This window comes from Guptibacillus hwajinpoensis (genome assembly GCF_005144865.1).
Lineage (GTDB): Bacteria > Bacillota > Bacilli > Bacillales > Guptibacillaceae > Guptibacillus > Guptibacillus hwajinpoensis_A.
Map to the genome: position 1 here is coordinate 1,166,117 of NZ_SWFM01000001.1, position 21,199 is coordinate 1,187,315.

Sequence of the window (21,199 nt, forward strand, 5' to 3'; positions counted from 1 at the left end):
CCCCTATACAAACACCAATTATTTCAAAACATCAAAGTACGAGCAATACTTTTTTACATAAATATGGGAACTTACCTTAAGAAAGATAAGCTCCCGATTTTCTATATAAGTTCCTATCTCATTTTCGTCAGCGGAACTCCGAATACGATACACAGAAATATGATAAACAAAAATGAAAGAGCCCAAGTTAACAAGGGTTTCCGATAATGTAATCCAATCATAGAAAAAGTGACAATGTTAAACAGAATCGACCACCTTAACGACCAGTCATTTTCATAATTAATATAATCAACGAATAGAACGCCCACTTCTAAACCTGTAAAAATGATGACCCATAATAATAGCCTTAGTATTTTTCCCACTACCGTTTTTGGAAAGTTGGATAGATACAATAGAACAACTGCAGGAAACTGTGTAAAAATAATCCACATATCTAAAAGAGTGTGATTTGGGAAGACACCACTCATATCATCCCATTCCCACGTAGGGTATTCATATGTAACCACATTAAATAGAACCGCATTTACAATCATATACAGCATTGTAGGATAGTACTTCTCCCAGTTTCTCCAGTCTGCATACCGCCAGGCAGCGAGAATAAATAATACCGTAACGATAATTGAAATCATACTAATCGCCTCTTACATTAATAGTTCCTACTAGTATGTTCTAAAATTAAGTATTCAATAGTGGTTAATGTAGAGAATGATTTCAGTGCTTGAAGAAAGCTTTCTTTGTCCTTGATCGTAATCGTAATTTTTCACTGAATTTCCTTTCTATCTTTAGATAATACCTTCACCTCATATGCATCGTTTCGAATGGTACTAGTCTCTTCATCATTTTGAATATATAAATGAATCTCATTTCGAATATTTTGTGCAACCTTTTCTGCATCGGAATCATTCTGATCTAGTGACGTTTTCATTATAATTTCAAGTGGATATGGGTGAAATGAGTATGCGTAGCCGGTCACAGGAAACTCATCTGACTCCATTAATGCTTGACCAATATGACCAATCGCTCCTGTTTTCCCCCAGCGTTTCTCTTGCTCACGAGCGATTTTCTCAACTTGTCGAATGTCTAATTCATAAGTTTCACCAAAGCCTTTTGCCACATCCTCCATAAGTTCCTTTAACTGGTCGAGGCGTTCTTCCGATTCTGGTACAATTACGGTCACTCCAACTCTTTCTGGTGTAATTGAAACATTTACTGGAAACATAAGCTCATACTCTTCGTCATGCAGTCGTTTCGTTAACTCCTTTGATAGATTTCTATCTTTTTGTATTGCTTGTTCGATCTCTTGTTGTGTTTGTTCGGATTGATGATTCCTTTCTTTATGAGCAACTACCTCTACTTCATAGCCCTTAAAGCCACCATTTTCTAGTTGAGTATGAACCTTTTCAGCAAAGTCTTCTGTTGATTTAGGTAATTCATCCAAGTAGATAATGACCGATTTATCTTCGTGATTGATATTAATATCACTTAGATTCAAGTTGTTTTTTTTAACTATCATATTAATTTGTTGTAATATCTGATTAAATTGTTCCATCTTATGTTCCTCATCCTTAACAAACTGACTAATGTATGGAATCTTTGCTAATACATTTACCATAGCCGGAGAGAAAATTGTGCTTAATGCAAGCATAGCAACTACGGTAGCAATTGTTACCCCGGTTACTAAAATCTTTCGTGAACTCTTTTTGCGATTGAGTGTGTTCAAACGTTCTAAAACCTGGTGCTGATGACTCTCAGTAAACTCCAGTTTCTTTACTTTATCTGAATAGCTCCAATTATTCTTCAAGGATGATCCCTCCCCCGATTTGATCCTTTAAACTATTTCGAGCTCGATGAAGCCTACTTTTTATAGTATTTGGCTTGGCTTTGATCACCTCTGAAATCTCATCAATAGACAAATCTTCGTAGTAATAGAAGATAATAACTTCACGCTGCTTCACTGGAAGTTGGAGCACTTTTTCAAAAAGCTCATTATTCTCTTCTTTCTTAAGAACATGAGTCGAGACGGAATTCACTTCTTTATCACTCTCTGTCTCGATTATCGATTTTGGAAAGAGCTTTCGAAATGACCAACTTTTGACGTAATCTTTGCATTGATTAACTGTAATTCGATATAACCACGTCTTATAAGAAGAACGTCTCTCAAAAGTATGTAAGGCATGATAACAACGTATAAACACTTCTTGTGAAATATCTTCTGCTAGGTGCTGTTCTTTTACATACGTGTATGCCACTCGAAGCACCATATCACCGTATTCTTCCATTAAATACACCAGGATCTCCCTCTGTGATTGATTCTCTTGTCCTTTTTGTTCCACATGCATAATCTCCCCCCCTTTTTTGCTATCCAGTTAGACGAATTACACCTCATTCCCGTTCCGTAAAAAATCGAATTTATTTTAATTCGTTTCAATACAAAAATAAAAAAACCTCTTTTGAAATGGAGGCTTTTTAGGTAGATACTAGAAGTCAATCTTCAATATATAAATTGTTTATTTCATAATTTCACCATCTTCATTAGTAACATAAATTTCATACGTATCAATATTAGATAACGTTTTAAGCTCATCCGACTTCATTATTTCAGCTACTGTTTTTTCTATATCGTTTTTTAAATCCTCAGCATTTTTGTCAGAACTTTTAATTGAAGTTTGAATCGTCACTGATTCTTGATAATTAGTATGAATATCTCCCACTACATCATTATCTTTAAGAGCCTCCTTAACGTTCATCGTAATGAGCGTCATTTCCCTACTAACCATTTCACGGTCCATCATGTGCTGCCCCTCAGGTAGAGTTGCTTTTTCGGAATTATAATTTATAACAAGGAACACACCAATAGCTACACAACAAATTATCATAAAGCCAATAACTACCTTTTTCAATTTAAACACCTCCTATTAGAAGGTATGTCCATGATGTACCGGTATGTTATCGATCTATTTCTCCTTTTGAAAAATCTATGCTTCACCGTCCCTTTCGGCTTAGAAAAACAATCGGATGTTAGTTATCAAGGAATAATGGGAACAGTATAGGTGGATGTCATTTTGTACATTAGAATTAAAAGGAGTGGATAACATGAACAATAGTCAATTCGACAAAATTAAGAATGGAAAAGGTTTTATTGCAGCGCTAGACCAAAGCGGTGGTAGTACACCTAAAGCTCTATCAGAGTATGGCGTGCCTGAAGATGCCTATTCTAATGAAGAAGAGATGTTTGATCGTGTACACCAAATGCGTACTAGAATCGTTACATCTCCTGCATTTAATGCAGAACAGATTCTTGGCGCTATCCTATTCGAGCAAACAATGGATCGCAAAATTGAAGGGAAATATACAGCAGATTATCTTGCCGATAAAGGCATCGTTCCTTTCTTAAAGGTCGACAAAGGATTAGCTGAACAAGAAAATGGTGTGCAGCTTATGAAGCCAATTTCTGATCTGGATGAGACGCTTCGCCGTGCCAACGAGCGAAAGATCTTTGGTACTAAGATGCGCTCTGTCATTCATGAGCCAAACACAAGCGGAATCAAAGCTGTAGTAGATCAGCAATTTGAAGTTGGAAAACGCATTGTGAATTCAGATTTGATGCCTATCATCGAACCAGAAGTTAACATTAACAGCAAAAACAAAGAACAATCCGAAGAAATTCTGCGTGATGAAATCATTAAACATCTGAATGAGTTATCAGAAAATGAAAATGTAATGCTGAAGCTGTCAATTCCAACGAAAGCAAATGCTTATAAAGAATTGATCGAGCATCCACGCGTTGTACGCGTTGTTGCACTATCTGGTGGTTACTCTCGCGACGAAGCAAATGAGAAGTTGAAAGAAAATTATGGTCTTATTGCAAGCTTCTCAAGAGCACTTGCTGCTGACTTAAATGCTAATCAATCTGATCAAGAGTTTAACGAGGCACTGAAGAGTGCTGTAGATAGCATTTATGATGCTTCTGTTAATAAGAAATAATTTGATATAATTAAACAACAGAAAGAGCTTATCCACCTTTGGATAAGCTCCCTTTGTTTATATATTTAATTATGTTACAGTGCTGAATACTAATTTACTTATAAAAATTAAGAGTGACTTATCTTCTTCTGTTAATCAGTAGTTCAAACCCATAAATGATAAACGAAAAACTAAAATATGCTAAAAAAACATGGATACGTTTAAAATTAATTAACTTAAAAATTTTTGCCTTTTCTAATACATAACTGAAAACGAAAGCAAAAAATCCATCGATTACTAAATTCATTATAATAAAACGTTTTAAATGACCAAAAGTAAAGTGAAATACCCATAATGTTCCTATAAAAAACGGACCCATGATAAAGCTAATATCGTTAAATACCTTAGTCTTCAAACCGCCATCTACCCTCCACCATTTATAAGGAACTGCTAAGGCACTCATCCCACCAACAAGAATCGATGCCAAAATAGCCACTGGCAAATATCTTATGAAAGAACGTTTCGGATAGAAAACTATTGAAATCCATGGAAGAATAAGTTGAGTTAATCTAAGAAAATTAGCCATCAAGTGAACCCCTTTTCTCTTTACTCTTCCATGAACAATGCTATTTTATTTAAAAAAATGGAAATTACTCTTATTGGTCCCATCGAGAATTAATTGATATAGCGATATTCCATTAAACTATTTAAAATGTGGACTTCCTGCAATAATTCTTCTCCTACATTTGTTTCCTGAACCTTTTTTCTCTCTAATTCTTTATCGACCAATCTTTTTACTGATAACACATCAGCTCCATTTAGAAGAACTTCTGCTTTTGAATTGAACTGTTTATGGGCAACAAGTTGCATGCCGTAGGAGTTAAATAATAGCGTATACCCAGCAATACCCGTTGTTGATTGATAAGCTTTGGAAAATCCTCCATCGATGACAATCATTTTCCCATTTGCCTTTATTGGATTTTCTCCGTCAATTTCTTTAACAGGTGTATGGCCATTAATAATATGACCTTGATCTGGATTAAGATCAAAATCTGTTAGGATTTTACGACAAGTATCCTCATCTTCACGTAAGTGGTAGTAAGGATTCTTTTTCTCTTTATGGCTTGCCTTATCTTTGATGAAATATCTCTCAAAGGTTGTCATCTCTCTTTTCCCGAATAAGGATGAATACTCTCCTGTCCATAAATACCAAACCATATCTGTCGCAAGATCATCTGTCTCTTCAGGATGTGCAAATGCATGCCTTAAATAATGTTCAAAAACATCCAATAGATCACGACCTGCATAAGATTTATTTTCGATCATCATCTTTTCCATCTTTCCTTTTTCATCTAAAGGAATACATCCATGAATTAATAAGTTTCCGTTGTATTTTAAATAAAGGCTCCCTTTTCTCATGAGAAAATTCATATGTCTCGCAAGCTTTTCTGAATGTTGAAGAGAAAATAACAGTTTGTCCATCACTTCCTCTTCTTCCTCTAATAGCTGATCAGGTTGTTCAGGATTAACCGTTGCAAAGCAGGTGTCTTCAAGTTGATACGTTTTACCATGAATCGTTATGCTGTTTTCATCATAATCAATCTTTTCAAGCAAAAGTCTTTCTGACATATTAAAGTACGAGCGTCTTTTAATAATCGGACTTTCGAGTTTGAATTGAATCATTGCAATGGCTTGATGAATTTTGGTGCTTTGTACGATTTCATGATCCGATTGTTTCTCGTCTGATTGTAATTTTGGTCTAAATGCTGGATTGTCATCATAGTATTTCTCCGCAAGATTGAGAAGTGGTCTAAGATTGATTCCATACACATCTTCAATAATCTCCAAATTGTTGTACCTTGCGCATATACGTATAATATTAGCGAGACAAACCTTTGATCCAGCAAAGGCTCCTATCCATAAGACATCATGATTCCCCCACTGAATATCAACGGAGTGGTAATTGATGAGCGTCTCCATAATTTTATCTGGTTCAGGTCCTCGATCATAAATATCTCCCACTACATGCAGATGATCAACAACCAATCTTTGAGTCGTATAAGCAAGACCTGTAATGAGCTTATCAGCTTGACCGAGGGAAATAATTTGCTGGAGAATTTTTTTATAATAAGGTTCCTTATTCTTAAGATCATCGTCTGTTTTGTATAATAGTTCTTCTATCACATAAACAAACTGAGTAGGTAAAGCTTTACGTAATTTCGAGCGTGTATATTTGGAAGAAGCATAAGAAACGAGCTTAAGCATCCGCTCAATGATTTGTTTGTACCACTGGTATAAATCTTTCTCATTGTCAAAAGCATTTTTAATTAACGTTATTTTTTCTTCTGGGTAATAAACCAATGTCGCAAATTCATTAATTTCTTTATCAGATAATACATCTTTAAATAGATCTGTAATCTTCTCTTTCACTTTCCCCGAACCATTTCGTAACACATGTTGAAAAGCTTGATATTCCCCATGCAAATCACTTACAAAATGCTCTGTTCCTTTTGGTAGATTAAGAATGGCTTTAAGGTTGATTATTTCAGTGACTACTTTTTCTTCACTATCATATTTTTGGGCTAGTAAATCTAAGTATTTTGTATTCAAAATTATGTAACCCCTTTCAAAATCCATTACTATTTAAGAGCAAAATAAGTTATAAGTGCTTTCGTAAAGATACTTTCTATTACATATGATCGTATCACATTTTTTTAAATAAGAGTTGACTCTCGTACGTGTACTATATATAAAAAAGACTTGTATAGTAGAGAATGTTGCTATAAAGCGATTGATTTCCGCTCCAGTATGTTCGCTTTCCGCGGGGCGGGCGCTGAGCCTCCTCGGCGCACAAAACATTGCGCCTGTGGGGTCTCACCTGTCCCGCTAGTCCCGCAGGAGTCGAGCATCCTTCCGCTCCAATTAGCTAAGTGTGGTTCTTTATACAAAACTTCTTTCAAAAGCAACAATCTTTTAGAAAGGAGCCTATTAATAAGACAATCAACACATTTAACTTCTAAAAATTACTATTATCTTAATCATTCCTCATAAAAAAACACTTACCTCTAACAGGTAAGTGCGGTTTTAAACCTTTAAATATAGACATGTTCTGGATGTGGATGGCTGAGGAAGTCATGATGGGAAATGGTCCATCCGTAAGCGCCTGCGTATTCAAAAATGAGTACATCCCCAGCTCTCAGTTGCTTCATAAACTCCTTGCGTACAAGAACATCATTAGGAGTACACAATTCCCCAGCAACAGTAACAGCTGCATGAAGGATTTCTGGCCGCTCAAACGGGTAATCCCATTCTTCAATCGGATGAATTCGAAACGGCTGACTGATTTTCCATGCAGCAGGAAAGCGGAGATGATGGGATCCACCACGGATAATAGCGAAGTGTTCACTATGATTCGTTTTCACATCCAATACTTCCGCAACATAAGACCCACATTCTGCGGTTAAGTATCGCCCGATCTCAAGAAATAACGTGAGATTCTCATCTTTATAGGTGGTCTCACATGCTGCCAATCCATTAGCAAGCATATCCCAGTCAAATGGTTCATCAGGGTTCCAGTAGTTGATTCCAACCCCACCACCAATGTCGATAATCGGCGTATTCAACTCGTACTCATCTCGCCAAGCTAGTGATTTTTCGATGCACATTTCTACAAATCGCACATGTGCTTGTGCATCTAAATTATTGGACATAGCGTGAAAATGAAAACCTTTTACATCAATATGCTCTAGCTCCATTGCTTTTTCAATGAGTTCTGGTAGATCCCGTTCATCTACGCCAAACTGACTGGGTACGCCAGACATTCTGATATTGCTTTCTGAAACATTCTCACTTAAATTAACTCTGAGAAGAACAGGTAGGATCAACTCGTTTTGTTCCGCGATATAATTCATTCGATTTAATTCATGGAAGCTCTCTACGTTTAGATAGTCTACGTTGTGATCCAATGCTTTTTCGATTTCACTATCTTTTTTACCAGGTCCTCCGAACAACATCGGTTTATCTGAAACGTTGCTTACTTTACCGATTTCACCAATGGAAGCTACTTCAAAGCCATCAACTATCGGATCAAGCGTATTAAGCAGCTCCTCAGCTGGATTTGCTTTAACCGCATAGTAGAAACGACAAAAGGACGGTAAGCTTTTTTTAATCGATTCTGCATGTTGCTTAAGTCGTTCAAGATCATAAACATAAGCACAGATTGGCTCTAAGTCCTGGCCACTTTTTCTTTGTTGAATGTATGTTTCGACAGCACTTTTCTTTTCAATAGTTTCCATGACGTTGCCTCCACCTTATGTATTCCATAGTTCCGGACGTCTCCAAACAAGAAGAAGTGTCGTGAAAAAGCAGCCGAAACCCATAAATAAACCCGCTATGAGTGTACCAAAATGACCAGCAATTACTCCAATTATAAGGGCTCCTAGCGGAATATAAGCGCGATCCATTAAAGCAATGCTTAACACTCTTCCACGTAAAGCCTGTGTGACTTGCATCTGAAGTGTGATCCTGCTTGTCGTCCGATACAATTGACTCGTAAAACCTACACTTAGCATTAGCATAAGTGATAATAAATAACTTCCATTAAATAGAATAAATAACCCAAGAAACAATCCGAACCCAAGGGCAGAAAGTATTAAGACTTTTCCTTGATAACGCGGTTGATTTAAAGAAAGTACTAACGTGGCGATGATTGCGCCAATGGAAGAAATGGATAGTAACAAACCAAAACCATCAGGTCCCATCCCCATCAACTCTTCAGCAAACAGCGGAAGCATTGTTGTATATGGGAAGCCAAAAATCATTGGTGCGATCGCGAATAATAAAATCGTAACAATCAGGCGGTTTTCCTTCATATAATGGAACGTTTCTTTCAAGTCCTCTTTGTTGGTTGCGCGTTGTTTATCAATTAAACAAGCAGGCGAATGTGTTTGAATGGGAGCTAGCGAAAATAGCATGATTAGAGTCCCACATGCAATGAATAGAAAGAGTACCGGCGCACTCACGGTAAGCAAGAGCCAGCCTGCAAGCGCTGGTCCAATCATACGCGCAAGGTTGATCACTAACGTTTGGAGTGAGATCGCGCTTGGGAGACGGCTTTCATCAACCAGGTCGGATAAGAACGCATTTCGAACCGGGACTTCAATGGTCATAAAGAGCGATCTTCCAACTACCGCTATATAAAGTAAGACAACTGAAACCTCAGCAAACACAAGATAAGCAAGTATAGCAGTGCTGACCATTATGCCAATATAGCTTATCATGAGTATGGCCTTGCGATTATACCGATCGGCTAGTACTCCTGCCTGTATGCCAAAGAGGAGGATTGGAAGTAACCTACATGCGTTTAGAATCGCAAGAGCGACTGGAGAACCTGTCCATTGATATACAAGCCAGTTCAATAGCGTAAGGTCCATCCAATCTGTCGTGCGAACAAAGAAACTTCCACCTAGAAAATACCGGAAAGAACGAGATGTTAAAGCCGAATGATCACTGAATGCTAGCCGTTTTATTCTACTCACTTTCCTCATCCGTTTGATGGAGAGGATTTGCGACCTCTGTATAGCAATAGTCTTTAGCATTCGTTAATCGCATTTTGGTTAGTGATTTATGCATAACATTCGGCTGAAATAAGAATTCACGATCGCTTACTACGTTTTCTTCTACCCCTTTTTGAATGGAAAGGGATTGTAATGTCTCGTCACAAACGTGCTTAACTCGCTTCCAAAACGTCTTCTCCTCAACTCCTGAGTATTGAACAAGCTGACGGACGATTTCACCAAGATGGTTTTGGAAAACAGTATAATACAGCTTATTATGCATCTCGGATAGATGGTCGGTGACGGAAACAGATCCATTGGTAAAAGTCACATCTATTCCTTGCTGATCAAGGCGATCTTTATAAATACGTGCGCCACCCCAGTCTCGGAAAAAGAAGCGAGAAAGCCGTCCTTCTTTAAACACTGGAATACTGTTCTGGAGATGACCTTCAAGAGCGACCCCGTATTTAACCATTAATGTTAAATAACCTGGAATGACCGTTGTAATGTAGTCTTCAAAAAATGGGAAAACAGCACTGTTCTTCGTTAAGTTGTTCGCTTTCGCATAGTGCGTAACAAGTTCTGCAAGAATCGTTTGCTCACTTAATGGAGATTGTGCGTACAATGCAGGTCCTGCAACAGCTAATTCATCTTCTTTCAGTTCATCTTCAATCGATTCACGCAACAACATCGTTAAATTTCTACTTTTTAATTCGTCCGTTGAGTTGAATGCAACTCCTGCAATTTCGTTTAAAGGAATAAAGTTTTTTAACAATGGTTCTTTTTCCATAATCGTTTTGATCATCGATGTAAACAAGGTCGAATTCATAGCGGTTTGAGTTGAGATCGATCTTATCGTAGAAGTCATCTGACTGTTAACCGCAAGCTTTAATGATGGTGATGAACTGTTTTTCGGATAAACGGTTCGGAATGAAGAAGTGGCCTCCGCTTCTAGTTTGACACTTTCAATCATCATCATAATTCCTTCATTAAGCTCTTGCTCATAGACACTTGGAATGGAGTGTAGGTACTGCCATTCATGAACTGGAATGATTTCGTACGCATCTGACGAGAATCCTTTTTGTGTTAACTCCCCGAGGCACTTCTTCAACTGATTTGGATAGTAAGGTTCAAGAAAGTGCAGTGTTTCTTTGGCTGTTGTTAAGACATGCTTCCGATCCACAGCAACGAAACGAACGCTGAACGTTTGATGAAATTCAGGAGCATATCGGAAAACGTCCTCAGGGTTTAATCCCATTTTCGTCTTGGCACCAGGATGTAGGTGATGCCCATCAAGAACAAGTTGTTCTAAGAATAAACTTTGAGAAAAAGTCGGATCTTCTTTCTTTTTCTTAAGAAGATAGTCACCCGTTGTATTAGCACCTAGTCGATTTGCGTCTTTCTGAATCTCTTTATTCCATAACTCTTCATACATATAAGCTAACGATAGGTTAGCGGACCCGTTATTAAGCTCCTTCATAAAATGATCTAAATTCACCTGATCGTTATTGCCGAACAAAAGCTTAATTAAGTCCGATGCTAGCTTGACCACGGTGATCCCACTATCGTCTATGTATAAGATGTCATCCGTTGTTTCAATGCGCTGGAACGCATATTCATTCTGAATTGGAAAAACGATGAACGAATTAGTAAGCTCAATCACTTTATAAGTAAGATCCTCACGAATTGAATACTCTTGAATTTTTTTAAAAAAGATTTTCCACTGTTTATTATCTTTTTCTCGATTCACGATATAAACTGAACCCATTTTCTTCAGATTAAAAGCGTCAGAATAAAAGTTGTTAATGTTTTCTCTAAGAATCGATGATCCTAATTTATGAAGAATCCCCTTTCGTCCTTTGTCGAGGTTCGTCATATACCGATACGCGTCAGAAGGCTGCTGTTTCATGACGAAATGCATACAGTTCATTTCCTCTTCTAACATGAAATTTTTGTCATTTCTATCGTTCATTAGATTCTTACTGTATTGAATCGACATTTCTTACACCTCGTTCGTTAAACTTAAAGGATTCGCAATATCCACATAAGCGTTCTCTGTAAATTTGTCTGTAAGTCTCATTTTAACTAATGCCTTCATGCTTGACTCTGGGGACATCATGAGTTCTTTATCTTTAAGATTGTCCCTAGGAATTGAGCTGTCACGGGTTAAAGAAGCATATATTTCTTCAATCGTGTTTCTGACCGACTGCCAAAGTTTCGCTTCATTGATCTGAAGCTTGCGAGATAATGCCACGATAACTTCACCCAGATGATTATGAATAAGCGCATGGTAAAAGACATCAAGGAGCTCTTGAGCGTTCTCTGTCATAAGATTAGTACTTCCATCAACCTCCTCCAGGTCGATAAAATGACTCAACCGTTCGTTCATAATCCGAATTCCACCGTTATCTCGCACAATCATTCGTTCAGGTAAACCATCTTGAAACACGCAAACACAATTTTGCAGGTGAACTTCCATGCTTATTCCGTACTTAGTGATTAATGTAATAACGCCTGGAAACAGTACACTCGCATATTTTCCAATATAATCTTCAGCTGCTTCTGAAATTGAGGTGAACTTATTATTTCTAGCATAATTCATGATTAATTCTTCCATTAGAAGATGATTGCTCACTGGAGACTCGTTAATGAGTGCAGCCGCGGGCAACGCGATTTCCTCATTTGTTAGAGACGCTTCTGGATTCTCTCTTATAATTGAAGCTAAATTTTTCTGTAGGAAATAACGATCTTCTGCGCCAACTGATGAATCAGGTTCGAAATGAATTCCCGCTTCTTCACTCATAAAACGTAACGAACTATTGATAAGTGAATCATTTGCTGTGATCGTCTGAAGGACAGATGATATTTTAGGCCCATTACGAGTTGATGCGGCTGAAACAGTTCTTATTGCACTTGTCATCTGGACATTCATAGCCGTTTTGATATGATGCTTTGTCTGATCTCCGAGCGGTGCCAAAGAACGGAATGAAACAAGTGCTGCTGTCTCTATTGTGCTCCCTTCAAGAGGAACAATCCAATTATTGTCGAGGTGATCTTTATAGTATGACTTGATTGTATTTTCAAATTGCCATGGATGAACCGGGATCAGCTCATAATCGTTTAAATTCAATTTTTTATTATCCATTACGGTTTTTAATTGATTCGAAACTTCAGGGTACTCTTCCAATAGAATGTTGGTAGCTGATCGATTTTCTAATTTCGTCATCTGACAGAATTTCTGATGAACGGCAACTGGAATGACATTTGGCTCTCCTGACCACTCAGGTGCATATTGCGTTACATCTCTTGGTGAGAGACCAAGTCGAGTTCTTGAACATGGATGAATCGTATGGCCCTGAATGACCCACTGCTCAAAGAAAACGAGTGGACTAAACGATGCATTTTGACGTCTTTTCTCAAGCACGTAATTCATCGTATTATTCACTTCAAGCTGCTTTGCTTCTTTCTGAACGTTCATTTTCCTATCTTCAGCTATTGTTAAAGCAAGCGCATAGTTATGCGTGCTGTTGGTAATTTCTTTAAAGAATTGGTCGATGTGATCGAAGGTCGTGGCGAAACCGTTGTCTGTTAGTAACGATAGGAATTGACTTGGGTTCGACATCACCTTTTTGTGATCTGAATTATTCGCATATACGATATCACCAGCGATATCAATGTGACTTAAGGTATATACCTTAGAGATTGGAATTTCTATTCGTTCGTCCTCGCCGTTGAGCTTAATGATAGCGGTCAAGTCTGAGTCCTTCTTGTTTAACCATTCAACTTTCATTAGTTGTTCCCGTAGAATCGCTTGAATAAGTTGATTGAGAATGACCTTCTCAGCTACATTAAGATTATTTTTATATGGCTTTATGAAATGAGGATATTCTTTTTGTAGGTATGTAACGACTTCTGAAGCATAGTCGTATGTACCATCCTCTTCTTTGATGTTGGCTTTCAATCAAAACCCTCCTCTATATCCGCGCGGTCATTGAAAATGATTATCAATTACTTCTCATTCATACTAATTGAAAACGATTATCACTGTCAAACCTTATCGATAAAACGGGACCATCGCTACAGGTAACGTCCATATATTGGATGGTCTATTCAATAAGCTGGGGACTTTTTCTCATTTCTTTAGTCTACTACACAGCGACTAATTGCACTCATGAAAAAGACTAACGAATGTGTATTCGTTAGTCTTTTGTTGGGTGGTGCCTGTCACCACCCGATTTATGTCGAATCCGGTAGAGTTTAAAAAAAGAAGTCTTTCGTAATTGAGACACCTCTTATTTCCTAGTTATTCAACTATATTCTGCACCTCCATCTTTCTTAATAGCTATCCCAACAGTACAATGGCCTAATAACGGTGCAAACATAATACTGTTCCTATTCTGTTCTTGTTCTATTTATGCGTGACTACTTCCATGAATTTTCCAATAAAGAGAAAAGCCCACATTCTTCTCAGTAGAATGTGGGCTTTTCTCTTTATTTGACACCTTAACTAGGTAAATATCTCTGATGGACAAGAGCCATTTTTGTCGCCTAGCATGGCATTTGCTCAGTCAAAGTTTGTCCATTGACGTAGTATATCGTAAGACTCCACAAAAAGTGGTGAACAAATGTCTCAGACATGAATTAGCCTATCTGTGAGGGTTAAGAAAGGAAGGAAAATACAAGATGATCGAAATGATAACGATTGCTGTGTTTATTGCCACATTGTTTTTCATTTTCATTAGACCGTGGGGAATAAACATTGCACTTCCAGCAACCATTGGTGCTGCCTTCATTATAGTAATCGGCGTTGTTTCCAACAGTGACCTACTTACCATTTCGTCAAAGGTTAGTGGAGCTGGTATTACAATTGTCGCAACGGTCGTTATGGCGATTGTGTTAGAAAGCTTTGGGTTCTTTCACTGGTGCGCTTCACAGTTGGTAGACCGTTCCAAAGGTTCAGGTATTCGACTCTTTTTCTATACGAACTTGCTTTGCTTTCTCATGACGCTTTTCTTTAATAACGATGGCAGTATTCTTATTACTACGCCAATTCTAGTCTTACTTTTAAATCATCTAACGTTTACCACGAAAGAGAAGATTCCTTATTTAATAAGTGGTGCGCTTGTCGCCACAGCATCAAGTGCACCTATTGGGGTAAGTAACATTGTGAACCTCATTTCACTTGATATTATTGATATCTCCTTGTATCGACATACCGCTATGATGCTCGTGCCGGCTTCTATTGGCTTATTCTTCATGGTTCTTTTGCTGTATCTCGTATTCCTAAAGCAATTACCAGCTACTTTTGAAGCAAAAAAGTTTGAAATAAAAGATCAAATTCCTTCCAGGATTTTTGGAGGTCATAGTGACAATCTTGACCCTAAAAAAATAGCTCGCTTCATGAAAAAAGTTCTGCTATTTGTTTTTACTGTTCGGATCGGATTGTACGTTGCATCTTACGTAGACTTTCCAGTATCTGTTGTTGCGGTAATTGGATCACTTGCTCTATTAGGTTGGCGATGGTACTACTTGCGCGTCAATCCTCTCGATATGCTTAAAAAAACACCGTGGTCTATTTTCTTATTCGCCTTTAGTATGTATGTTTTAGTCTTCGGTCTATCAAATATCGGATTAACCGACCTAGTTGTTCAATACTTAGAACCTTTCGCTGAGGGATCACTTTATCAAGCGAGTGTTATGAATGGACTAGCGGTAACCCTCTTCTCTAACTTATTTAACAACCACCCTGCCTTAATGATTGGTACCATATCTCTAACTGCAATGACCATTGAACATTCAGTAATGGAAAGCATGTACCTGGCTAGTATCGTAGGTAGTGATATTGGTTCACTTATTCTTCCGATGGGAACGTTAGCAACACTGATCTGGATGCACATTCTTAAGAAAAAAGGCATCGTTGTCACATGGTGGCAATATATCAAAGTCACTCTTATTGTCATTCCACCTACCATTATGGTCACCTGGACGCTTTTATACTTCTGGTTGGAATGGTTATTCTTCTAATAAAAGAATTGTGGTCAGCCTCTTTTTGAGATCTGACCTTATCTTTTATATCCAAACATCATTCTCTGCAGTTAATTCACTGTGACTATCGCCTGTATTCACTACACCCTTAGGTTCCACTAGCATTATGTGACATTCCTTCTCTGCATATGGTTTATGCTCAACACCTTTTGGTACGACATACATTTCCCCTCTAGAAAGTTGAACTTCTCCATCTCGAAATGCAATAGTCATCTCACCTTCAATTACGATAAATACTTCATCTGTCTCTTGATGGTCGTGCCATACGAAATCACCTTTCACTTTCACTAGTTTGAATTGATAATCATTCATTTCACTAACTACTTTAGGTGACCAGTGCTCGTTAAATTTAGATAATTTTTCACTAAAATTTATAGGTTCATACATCATTTCGTTTTCTCCTTTATATATAATTATAAATACTTCCTTCTCACTGTTTTACAAATAATCAAAGGAATCCTTCTCTATCCTCACAGTGTTACCTACTTCTTTCCTTCGCTTCTCTTTGTGCACTTCCATACCTTTTGCCGATTGAATCTGTCTAGTTTCAAGTACTGCTTCAAACCCTTCAATTGTTAATTTGAACGCAAGGATCGCGATTGTAAAACAGACAATTGGCACTAATGGAATCCAGTAATAATCTGTGAACAGAAAGCGAAAGTTACTACCGATTAATCCAGACCATTCGCTTGAGAAGGATACAAAGACAGCTTTATCAAACATGTCTGTCGTTCGAAGTGCGCCGCCAAAGAGAATGTTCAAGATCCCCAAATGCGCTAGTAAGAGCAATACTTGAATTACTTCTCTAACAAATAATAAAAACAGCTGCGGTCGCAAATATGGCATAAGGTGAACACGCAAAAGGTGTAATCTGCTTCCTCCCAACACCTTCACACTCTCGATGAATTCCTTATTCTGAATAAGGCTTACTTCTTTCGAAACATTAATTAAGACAATCGGTACGCCAATTAGAATAAGCACAACCATCTCAAATAGAACTCTTTCAGTAAATGTCGTTGTAAATCCGTCTATGAATCCGTCTTTCATCAGTACCCAACTTAAGCACAGATAAGCAAGAATGGACGCCGGAAAATAATAAAATCCCTCAAAAAACGGTTTTACTTTTTGTAATAATGGACGGCAGTAGAGTTGCATGAATATCCCTAATAGACTGGATAATAAGAACCGAATCAAGGCGATCACTAGCGCGATTCCAATTGTATATTTTGCACCAATTAGAATGACAAAGAACAAATCTTGTGAAATCTGGTCCGTTCCAAAAGGGGGATAGTCCCAAGGTGAATAAGGAGGTCGAGCAACGATATCTCCATTCACGTCTGCTTTGATCTCCGCTTTAGGAATAACATTGTTTTGAATGATGCTGTACAACAAACTTGAAGTAATCAGTATTAGGATAAAACTACTCCCAAGCATAAAGCGTTTATTTTTCAAGAGTAATATCATCATCTAGTTTGGCACCTCCTCACCTGTAAAATGTGTGATGAGTCGCCTTGCAACTAATTCTATTATGTAAATTGGTATAAAAATCATGATGATGCTAAGCATCACAATATGGGCGCTAACGTTTGAAATAATAAACCAGGTTATACCATGTAGATTAAAAATGATCTCCAGCATGACGAGATTCGTCAACATTAGTGTAACAATCGACTTAGAATGATTTACTACGCTAATCAGAGAATTTCTCGCAATGTGTTTGAGCAAGATTATCCATCTCGCAATACCTTTCCCTCTCGCAAGTTCCACATATGGCCTCGATAATTCATCTTCAAAAATTAGTAGCATGATTCTGTAGAGAAAAATAGATGGCAGAATGGAAAAGGTCACAAGTGGGAGAAAGAGAGGGCGGTCAAATCCGCCTACAACTTCAAACAGAAGAATACCAGTCTTTTTGTAGAGACTAACAAAAGCGAGTTGGACAATAACAATAATAAATATATCAGGGACAGCTTCTAGTAACCCCATTGTTCTCTTTAGGAGTTCTCGTAACATTTTAGGGAGATAAAAAGTTATCATTGTTAACATGAGCGCTGTTGCTAAAGCAAGAACAAAGCCAAGTAGAAGGATTGAAATAGAATAGCCATAATACTCATAGATAAGCGGAAAAACAGAACGCTCAATCCCACTCCCTTCTGGTGATTCATAGGTAATCGTTGATAGATTTGCGAATGCTTTCACGTTCGCTACAAATTGATCAAATAATAAAGGCAAGCTGAAATGGATTCCGCTCTGGAACAAACCTGCAATACTAACGATTAATACGATGCTTAACAAAATGATAAAAAAACGGATAAGACCCTTCATTATTAAACGTACACTCCTCACTCTTTTTCCTTTTACTATTAAAGACGAGATAGCGCAAGAATAGTTTCCAAAAATAAGTAAAAAGGCGACTCCTATTATAGGAGTCGCCTTTTTACTTATTTTCTACTTGTTAAGGTAAAGAACATAATCGAACCAATCAAGGAAGTGCTAAATAGAATTGTTCCCATTGGTACGGCTGTGGATTCGTCAATTCCAACAAGTGGTGAAACCATTGCACCGAATAGTAAAGGAAGCATGCCTAGCACAGCGCTTGCACTGCCAGCCCGATGTCCCTGTTTCTCCATTGCGAGTGTAAATGTACTTGTAATCACCATTCCCATCGCAGTCATGTAGATAAAGATTGGCACAACAAGCGTTGCAAGTGGTCCTTCAATGATCGTCATAACTAGTAGAAAAAGAGTCGCACTGACAGCTGTAATGACAGCGGTTCTGAGCAAGCTACGTTCATGGAAGAAAGCACTCAGTCGTCCAATCATATAACTTCCTGAAATAATAGCTAGACCGTTTATCCCAAATAGGATACTGAAAACCTGTGGAGAAACGTTATATATGCCCTGGTATACGAATGGCGTTCCTGAAACATATGCAAAGCTTCCACCATGTACAAAACCAATCGTTAAAGCATAACCAATAAAGGAACGATCTTTAAAAAGACTTCCAATTGTATGAATGGATTGACTAATTGTACCTGGCATCCGTTTCTCTGGTGGCAGTGTTTCAGGTAATTTGAACTTAATGACTGCAACAATAACAAGCCCTAGAAAACCAAGAAAGTAGAAAATGGTATTCCACGTAGCGAAAGGTAGTAACAGAATCGCTCCTCCTGTCATCGGAGCAATCATTGGTGCTGTCGCATTGATGACCATGAGTAATGCGAAGAATTTCGTAAGTTCCCTCCCGCTGAACACATCTCGTACAACCGCACGTGAGAGTACAACACCTGCTGAAGCGGTGAATCCCTGGAGAAAGCGCGCAATGATAAGCGTGGTGATGTTCGGTGCAATCGCACATAGTATCGATGACACAGCGAATAAGAAAATAAATATTAATAATGGCTTGCGTCTACCCTGCCCATCACTATACGGTCCGACGACTATTTGGCCTATTGCAAGTCCGACTAAACAAGTTGTTAAACTAAGTTGGACAAGCGATGCACTCGCCCCTAAGTCACTTGCAATTCCTGGGAAACTCGGTAGATACATATCAATATTAAGTGGACCTAATATTCCAAGCATACCGAGCAGGAAAGCAAGTCCCAGACGTTCTTTTCCTGTTGGATTTTGTATCATATATGGTAACACCTTTCTTTATTTTAGCTAAATAACTCTACCGATTTTAGCAAACAGGTCTATTCAAGACAATAGTTTAGTTTAATAAAAAGAGAGCTGCCAGAATAGCAGCTCTCTTAGGTGGTTTGGACATTGAAAGTAGGATTTGGACAATATACCTGAAATTTAGCCAATAAAATGAAATTCTGGCCAATAAACCGAGATTTCAGCCAATATATCACCAAGCAGCTCTCTTTAGTACACCTAGCTTAAGTTAATTTCTTAAGTGACTCTTTATCAAACGCCAACAGATCATTTTCTCTGCCGTCGTGTACTTTTTTCACCCATTCTGGGTCCATTAGCAGTGAGCGTCCAATGGCAACAAGGTCAAACTCTTCATTCTCAACCCTTTCGATAAGACTATCAAGACTCGTGGTTTCAGCACCTGCGAAGCTAGTGAATTCTCCATCGAGTCCAACGGATCCAACAGAGATAACTGGCTTACCAGTTAGTTTCTTCGTCCAACCAGCCAAGTTCAAATCAGACCCTTCAAATTCCGGCTCCCAGAAACGGCGAGTCGAACAGTGGAAAATATCCACTCCAGCTTCAACGAGAGGTTGTAAGAAACGCTCTAACTCATCCGGTGTTGTTGCAAGCTTGGCTTTGAATTCATTCATTTTCCATTGAGAGAAACGGAAAATGATCGGGAAGTCTGGCCCTACTTCACGTCGGCATGCTTCAATGATTTCAACAGCAAAGCGAGTTCGACCAACAAGATCACCACCATAGCGATCGGTACGCTTATTCGTTTGTTCCCAGAAGAATTGATCGATTAAATAACCGTGTGCTCCGTGAAGCTCAATTCCATCGAAACCAATGCGTTTCGCATCAGCCGCTGCTTGTGCATATGCTTCTACCAGTTGACCAACTTCTTCTTCAGTCAATGGTTCGTTTACTTTCTCACCGTCTAAACTGAGTCCTGATGGACCAACAGGCAAAGCGTCTTCATTTGGAAGATCCCCTTTACTACGAGTCATTCCGACATGCCAGAGCTGAGGTACAATTTTCCCACCAACGCTGTGAACTTCCTTCACAACATTCGCCCAGCCATTTAGTGCTGCTTCACCATGAAAGACGGGGATGCTTGCACCTGAAACAGATGCAGGATGGTTAATTCCTGTTCCTTCAGTAACGATTAAGCCTACTTCATTTTCAGCTCTGCGGCGGTAGTAAGCTGCCACATCTTCTCCCGGTATATTATCTGGTGAAAAGCCGCGCGTCATTGGCGCCATCACCGTACGGTTTGATAGTGTTAAATTATCACTAGTAAATGATTGAAATAATGGTTTAGTAGATGCCACGAGAAGTCCTCCTCTTTTCTTAATCACACACGTATTATTGCAAATCCAAGCAAGAAAGAAAAAAATTCTGCTTACACTAACAAAAAACGAACCCTCCTATCAGATCTTAATAGGAGGGTTCGTTGGAGTATGTCAAACCATTATCTCTGTTCTGGATACGCTGAGTATCGATTGATATCGGACGCTGTAATGAGATCTGTATCGGGAGGTTCGTATCCTAGTTGACGAGAAACCCAAACCAATTGTCCTTTATGATGAAATTCATGAGTCGTTGTATGGGTGTAAAGCCATAGAACAGAGAACTCCTCATCGTCTTCCGAAACTCCTCTTGTAACCTTCTCTTCCTCTTGTCCCTCGAATCGATCCAAGAACCGATAAACAAGGTGATCCACTTCATCAAACAATTTCCGCATTTCATTGATGTCCTTCATTTGTTCAGGACGGTCGAAAAAGTCGGGATCCTTCAAGCCAACTTTTCCTAACCAATAGTGATAGCATTCTGCTACGTGTTGGTGGAGAGATCGCATCGAATTGCCACTGAACGCATCCATTTCTTTCGTATAGTCTTCTTGATTTACCTTTTCACAGAAATGAAAGAGTAATTTTCTTGTGTGCATGATCCAGTCATACTGTTCTTTGAGTAGATTCACTGTTTTTTCCT

General features: G+C 38.4%; 18 protein-coding genes. 2 read left to right on the forward strand and 16 right to left on the reverse strand.

The genetic code is table 11. From position 1 onward, the window contains the following. Positions 1–113 precede the first annotated feature (113 nt). The 4 genes from FBF83_RS05850 to FBF83_RS05865 all read right to left on the reverse strand — a co-directional run bounded on the left by FBF83_RS05850 (position 114) and on the right by FBF83_RS05865 (position 2,900). Positions 114–629, reverse strand: a complete 516-nt coding sequence (locus tag FBF83_RS05850) for a CBO0543 family protein (RefSeq protein WP_136946162.1) — start codon at positions 627–629, stop codon at positions 114–116. A 131-nt stretch (positions 630–760) separates the two neighbouring features. After that, positions 761–1,801 carry a DUF4030 domain-containing protein gene (locus FBF83_RS05855; protein ID WP_136946163.1) on the reverse strand — a complete coding sequence of 347 codons (1,041 nt, stop codon included), beginning with the start codon at positions 1,799–1,801 and terminating at the stop codon, positions 761–763. Beyond that, positions 1,791–2,339 (reverse strand): sigma-70 family RNA polymerase sigma factor, encoded by a 549-nt coding sequence (locus FBF83_RS05860; protein WP_136946164.1) that lies wholly within the window; start codon positions 2,337–2,339, stop codon positions 1,791–1,793. Before FBF83_RS05860 ends, FBF83_RS05855 begins: the two co-directional genes overlap by 11 nt. Before the next feature lie 168 nt (positions 2,340–2,507). After that, on the reverse strand, positions 2,508–2,900 hold the full coding sequence (locus tag FBF83_RS05865; protein WP_136946165.1) for a DUF4030 domain-containing protein: 393 nt from the start codon (positions 2,898–2,900) through the stop codon (positions 2,508–2,510). Positions 2,901–3,093: 193 nt separating this feature from the next. Here FBF83_RS05865 and FBF83_RS05870 point away from each other — a divergent pair, with 193 nt between their 5' ends. Next, positions 3,094–3,984 carry a fructose bisphosphate aldolase gene (locus tag FBF83_RS05870; RefSeq protein WP_136946166.1) on the forward strand — a complete coding sequence of 297 codons (891 nt, stop codon included), beginning with the start codon at positions 3,094–3,096 and terminating at the stop codon, positions 3,982–3,984. Between the two features lie 118 nt (positions 3,985–4,102). On the opposite strand, the gene FBF83_RS05875 is transcribed toward FBF83_RS05870, so the two are convergent. The 6 genes from FBF83_RS05875 to FBF83_RS05905 all read right to left on the reverse strand — a co-directional run bounded on the left by FBF83_RS05875 (position 4,103) and on the right by FBF83_RS05905 (position 13,479). After that, positions 4,103–4,549, reverse strand: coding sequence for a hypothetical protein (locus FBF83_RS05875; protein ID WP_136946167.1), 447 nt, complete (start codon positions 4,547–4,549; stop codon positions 4,103–4,105). 89 nt (positions 4,550–4,638) lie between these two features. Then, positions 4,639–6,573, reverse strand: coding sequence for a fructose-1,6-bisphosphatase (gene fbp / locus FBF83_RS05880; RefSeq protein ID WP_136946168.1), 1,935 nt, complete (start codon positions 6,571–6,573; stop codon positions 4,639–4,641). 482 nt (positions 6,574–7,055) lie between these two features. Continuing rightward, the gene (locus FBF83_RS05890) at positions 7,056–8,258 is read right to left on the reverse strand and encodes a type III PLP-dependent enzyme (RefSeq protein ID WP_136946170.1); all 1,203 of its coding nucleotides are present in this window, start codon (positions 8,256–8,258) and stop codon (positions 7,056–7,058) included. Between the two features lie 15 nt (positions 8,259–8,273). Beyond that, positions 8,274–9,500, reverse strand: coding sequence for an MFS transporter (locus FBF83_RS05895; RefSeq protein ID WP_240687986.1), 1,227 nt, complete (start codon positions 9,498–9,500; stop codon positions 8,274–8,276). Then, positions 9,493–11,517, reverse strand: a complete 2,025-nt coding sequence (locus tag FBF83_RS05900; protein WP_240687987.1) for an IucA/IucC family protein — start codon at positions 11,515–11,517, stop codon at positions 9,493–9,495. The genes FBF83_RS05895 and FBF83_RS05900 overlap by 8 nt, the downstream gene beginning before the upstream one ends. Positions 11,518–11,520: 3 nt before the next feature. After that, on the reverse strand, positions 11,521–13,479 hold the full coding sequence (locus tag FBF83_RS05905; protein WP_136946171.1) for an IucA/IucC family protein: 1,959 nt from the start codon (positions 13,477–13,479) through the stop codon (positions 11,521–11,523). A 722-nt stretch (positions 13,480–14,201) separates the two neighbouring features. Between FBF83_RS05905 and FBF83_RS05910 the strand changes: the two genes are divergently transcribed. Beyond that, positions 14,202–15,542: an arsenic transporter gene (locus FBF83_RS05910; protein WP_136946172.1), complete on the forward strand. Its 1,341-nt coding sequence runs from the start codon at positions 14,202–14,204 to the stop codon at positions 15,540–15,542. Positions 15,543–15,587: 45 nt separating this feature from the next. Here FBF83_RS05910 and FBF83_RS05915 read toward each other — a convergent pair whose 3' ends face one another. The 6 genes from FBF83_RS05915 to FBF83_RS05940 form a co-directional block, all read right to left on the reverse strand. Further along, positions 15,588–15,953, reverse strand: a complete 366-nt coding sequence (locus FBF83_RS05915) for a cupin domain-containing protein (protein WP_136946173.1) — start codon at positions 15,951–15,953, stop codon at positions 15,588–15,590. Between the two features lie 48 nt (positions 15,954–16,001). Further along, positions 16,002–17,030: a hypothetical protein gene (locus FBF83_RS05920; protein WP_136946174.1), complete on the reverse strand. Its 1,029-nt coding sequence runs from the start codon at positions 17,028–17,030 to the stop codon at positions 16,002–16,004. Then, positions 17,031–17,888 carry an ABC transporter permease subunit gene (locus FBF83_RS05925; protein ID WP_136946175.1) on the reverse strand — a complete coding sequence of 286 codons (858 nt, stop codon included), beginning with the start codon at positions 17,886–17,888 and terminating at the stop codon, positions 17,031–17,033. It lies immediately after the preceding gene. Positions 17,889–18,004: 116 nt separating this feature from the next. Continuing rightward, entirely contained in the window at positions 18,005–19,198 is a 1,194-nt protein-coding gene (locus tag FBF83_RS05930) for a Bcr/CflA family efflux MFS transporter (RefSeq protein ID WP_136946176.1), read from the reverse strand. Positions 19,199–19,446: 248 nt separating this feature from the next. Beyond that, positions 19,447–20,538 (reverse strand): NADH:flavin oxidoreductase, encoded by a 1,092-nt coding sequence (locus FBF83_RS05935; RefSeq protein WP_136946177.1) that lies wholly within the window; start codon positions 20,536–20,538, stop codon positions 19,447–19,449. Positions 20,539–20,678: 140 nt separating this feature from the next. Beyond that, complete coding sequence (locus FBF83_RS05940) at positions 20,679–21,188, reverse strand: DinB family protein (protein WP_136946178.1); 510 nt, start codon at positions 21,186–21,188, stop codon at positions 20,679–20,681. Positions 21,189–21,199: the final 11 nt, after the last annotated feature.

Excerpts from the sequence above, each read along its gene's own strand:
- FBF83_RS05930 (WP_136946176.1), bottom strand. The coding sequence starts at position 19,198 with ATGATACAAAATCCAACAGGAAAAGAACGTCTGGGACTTGCTTTCCTG.
- FBF83_RS05925 (WP_136946175.1), bottom strand. The coding sequence starts at position 17,888 with ATGAAGGGTCTTATCCGTTTTTTTATCATTTTGTTAAGCATCGTATTA.
- FBF83_RS05875 (WP_136946167.1), bottom strand. The coding sequence starts at position 4,549 with ATGGCTAATTTTCTTAGATTAACTCAACTTATTCTTCCATGGATTTCA.
- FBF83_RS05910 (WP_136946172.1), top strand. The coding sequence starts at position 14,202 with ATGATCGAAATGATAACGATTGCTGTGTTTATTGCCACATTGTTTTTC.
- FBF83_RS05920 (WP_136946174.1), bottom strand. The coding sequence starts at position 17,030 with ATGATGATATTACTCTTGAAAAATAAACGCTTTATGCTTGGGAGTAGT.
- FBF83_RS05890 (WP_136946170.1), bottom strand. The coding sequence starts at position 8,258 with ATGGAAACTATTGAAAAGAAAAGTGCTGTCGAAACATACATTCAACAA.
- FBF83_RS05860 (WP_136946164.1), bottom strand. The coding sequence starts at position 2,339 with ATGCATGTGGAACAAAAAGGACAAGAGAATCAATCACAGAGGGAGATC.
- FBF83_RS05900 (WP_240687987.1), bottom strand. The coding sequence starts at position 11,517 with ATGTCGATTCAATACAGTAAGAATCTAATGAACGATAGAAATGACAAA.
- FBF83_RS05850 (WP_136946162.1), bottom strand. The coding sequence starts at position 629 with ATGATTTCAATTATCGTTACGGTATTATTTATTCTCGCTGCCTGGCGG.
- FBF83_RS05915 (WP_136946173.1), bottom strand. The coding sequence starts at position 15,953 with ATGATGTATGAACCTATAAATTTTAGTGAAAAATTATCTAAATTTAAC.
- FBF83_RS05870 (WP_136946166.1), top strand. The coding sequence starts at position 3,094 with ATGAACAATAGTCAATTCGACAAAATTAAGAATGGAAAAGGTTTTATT.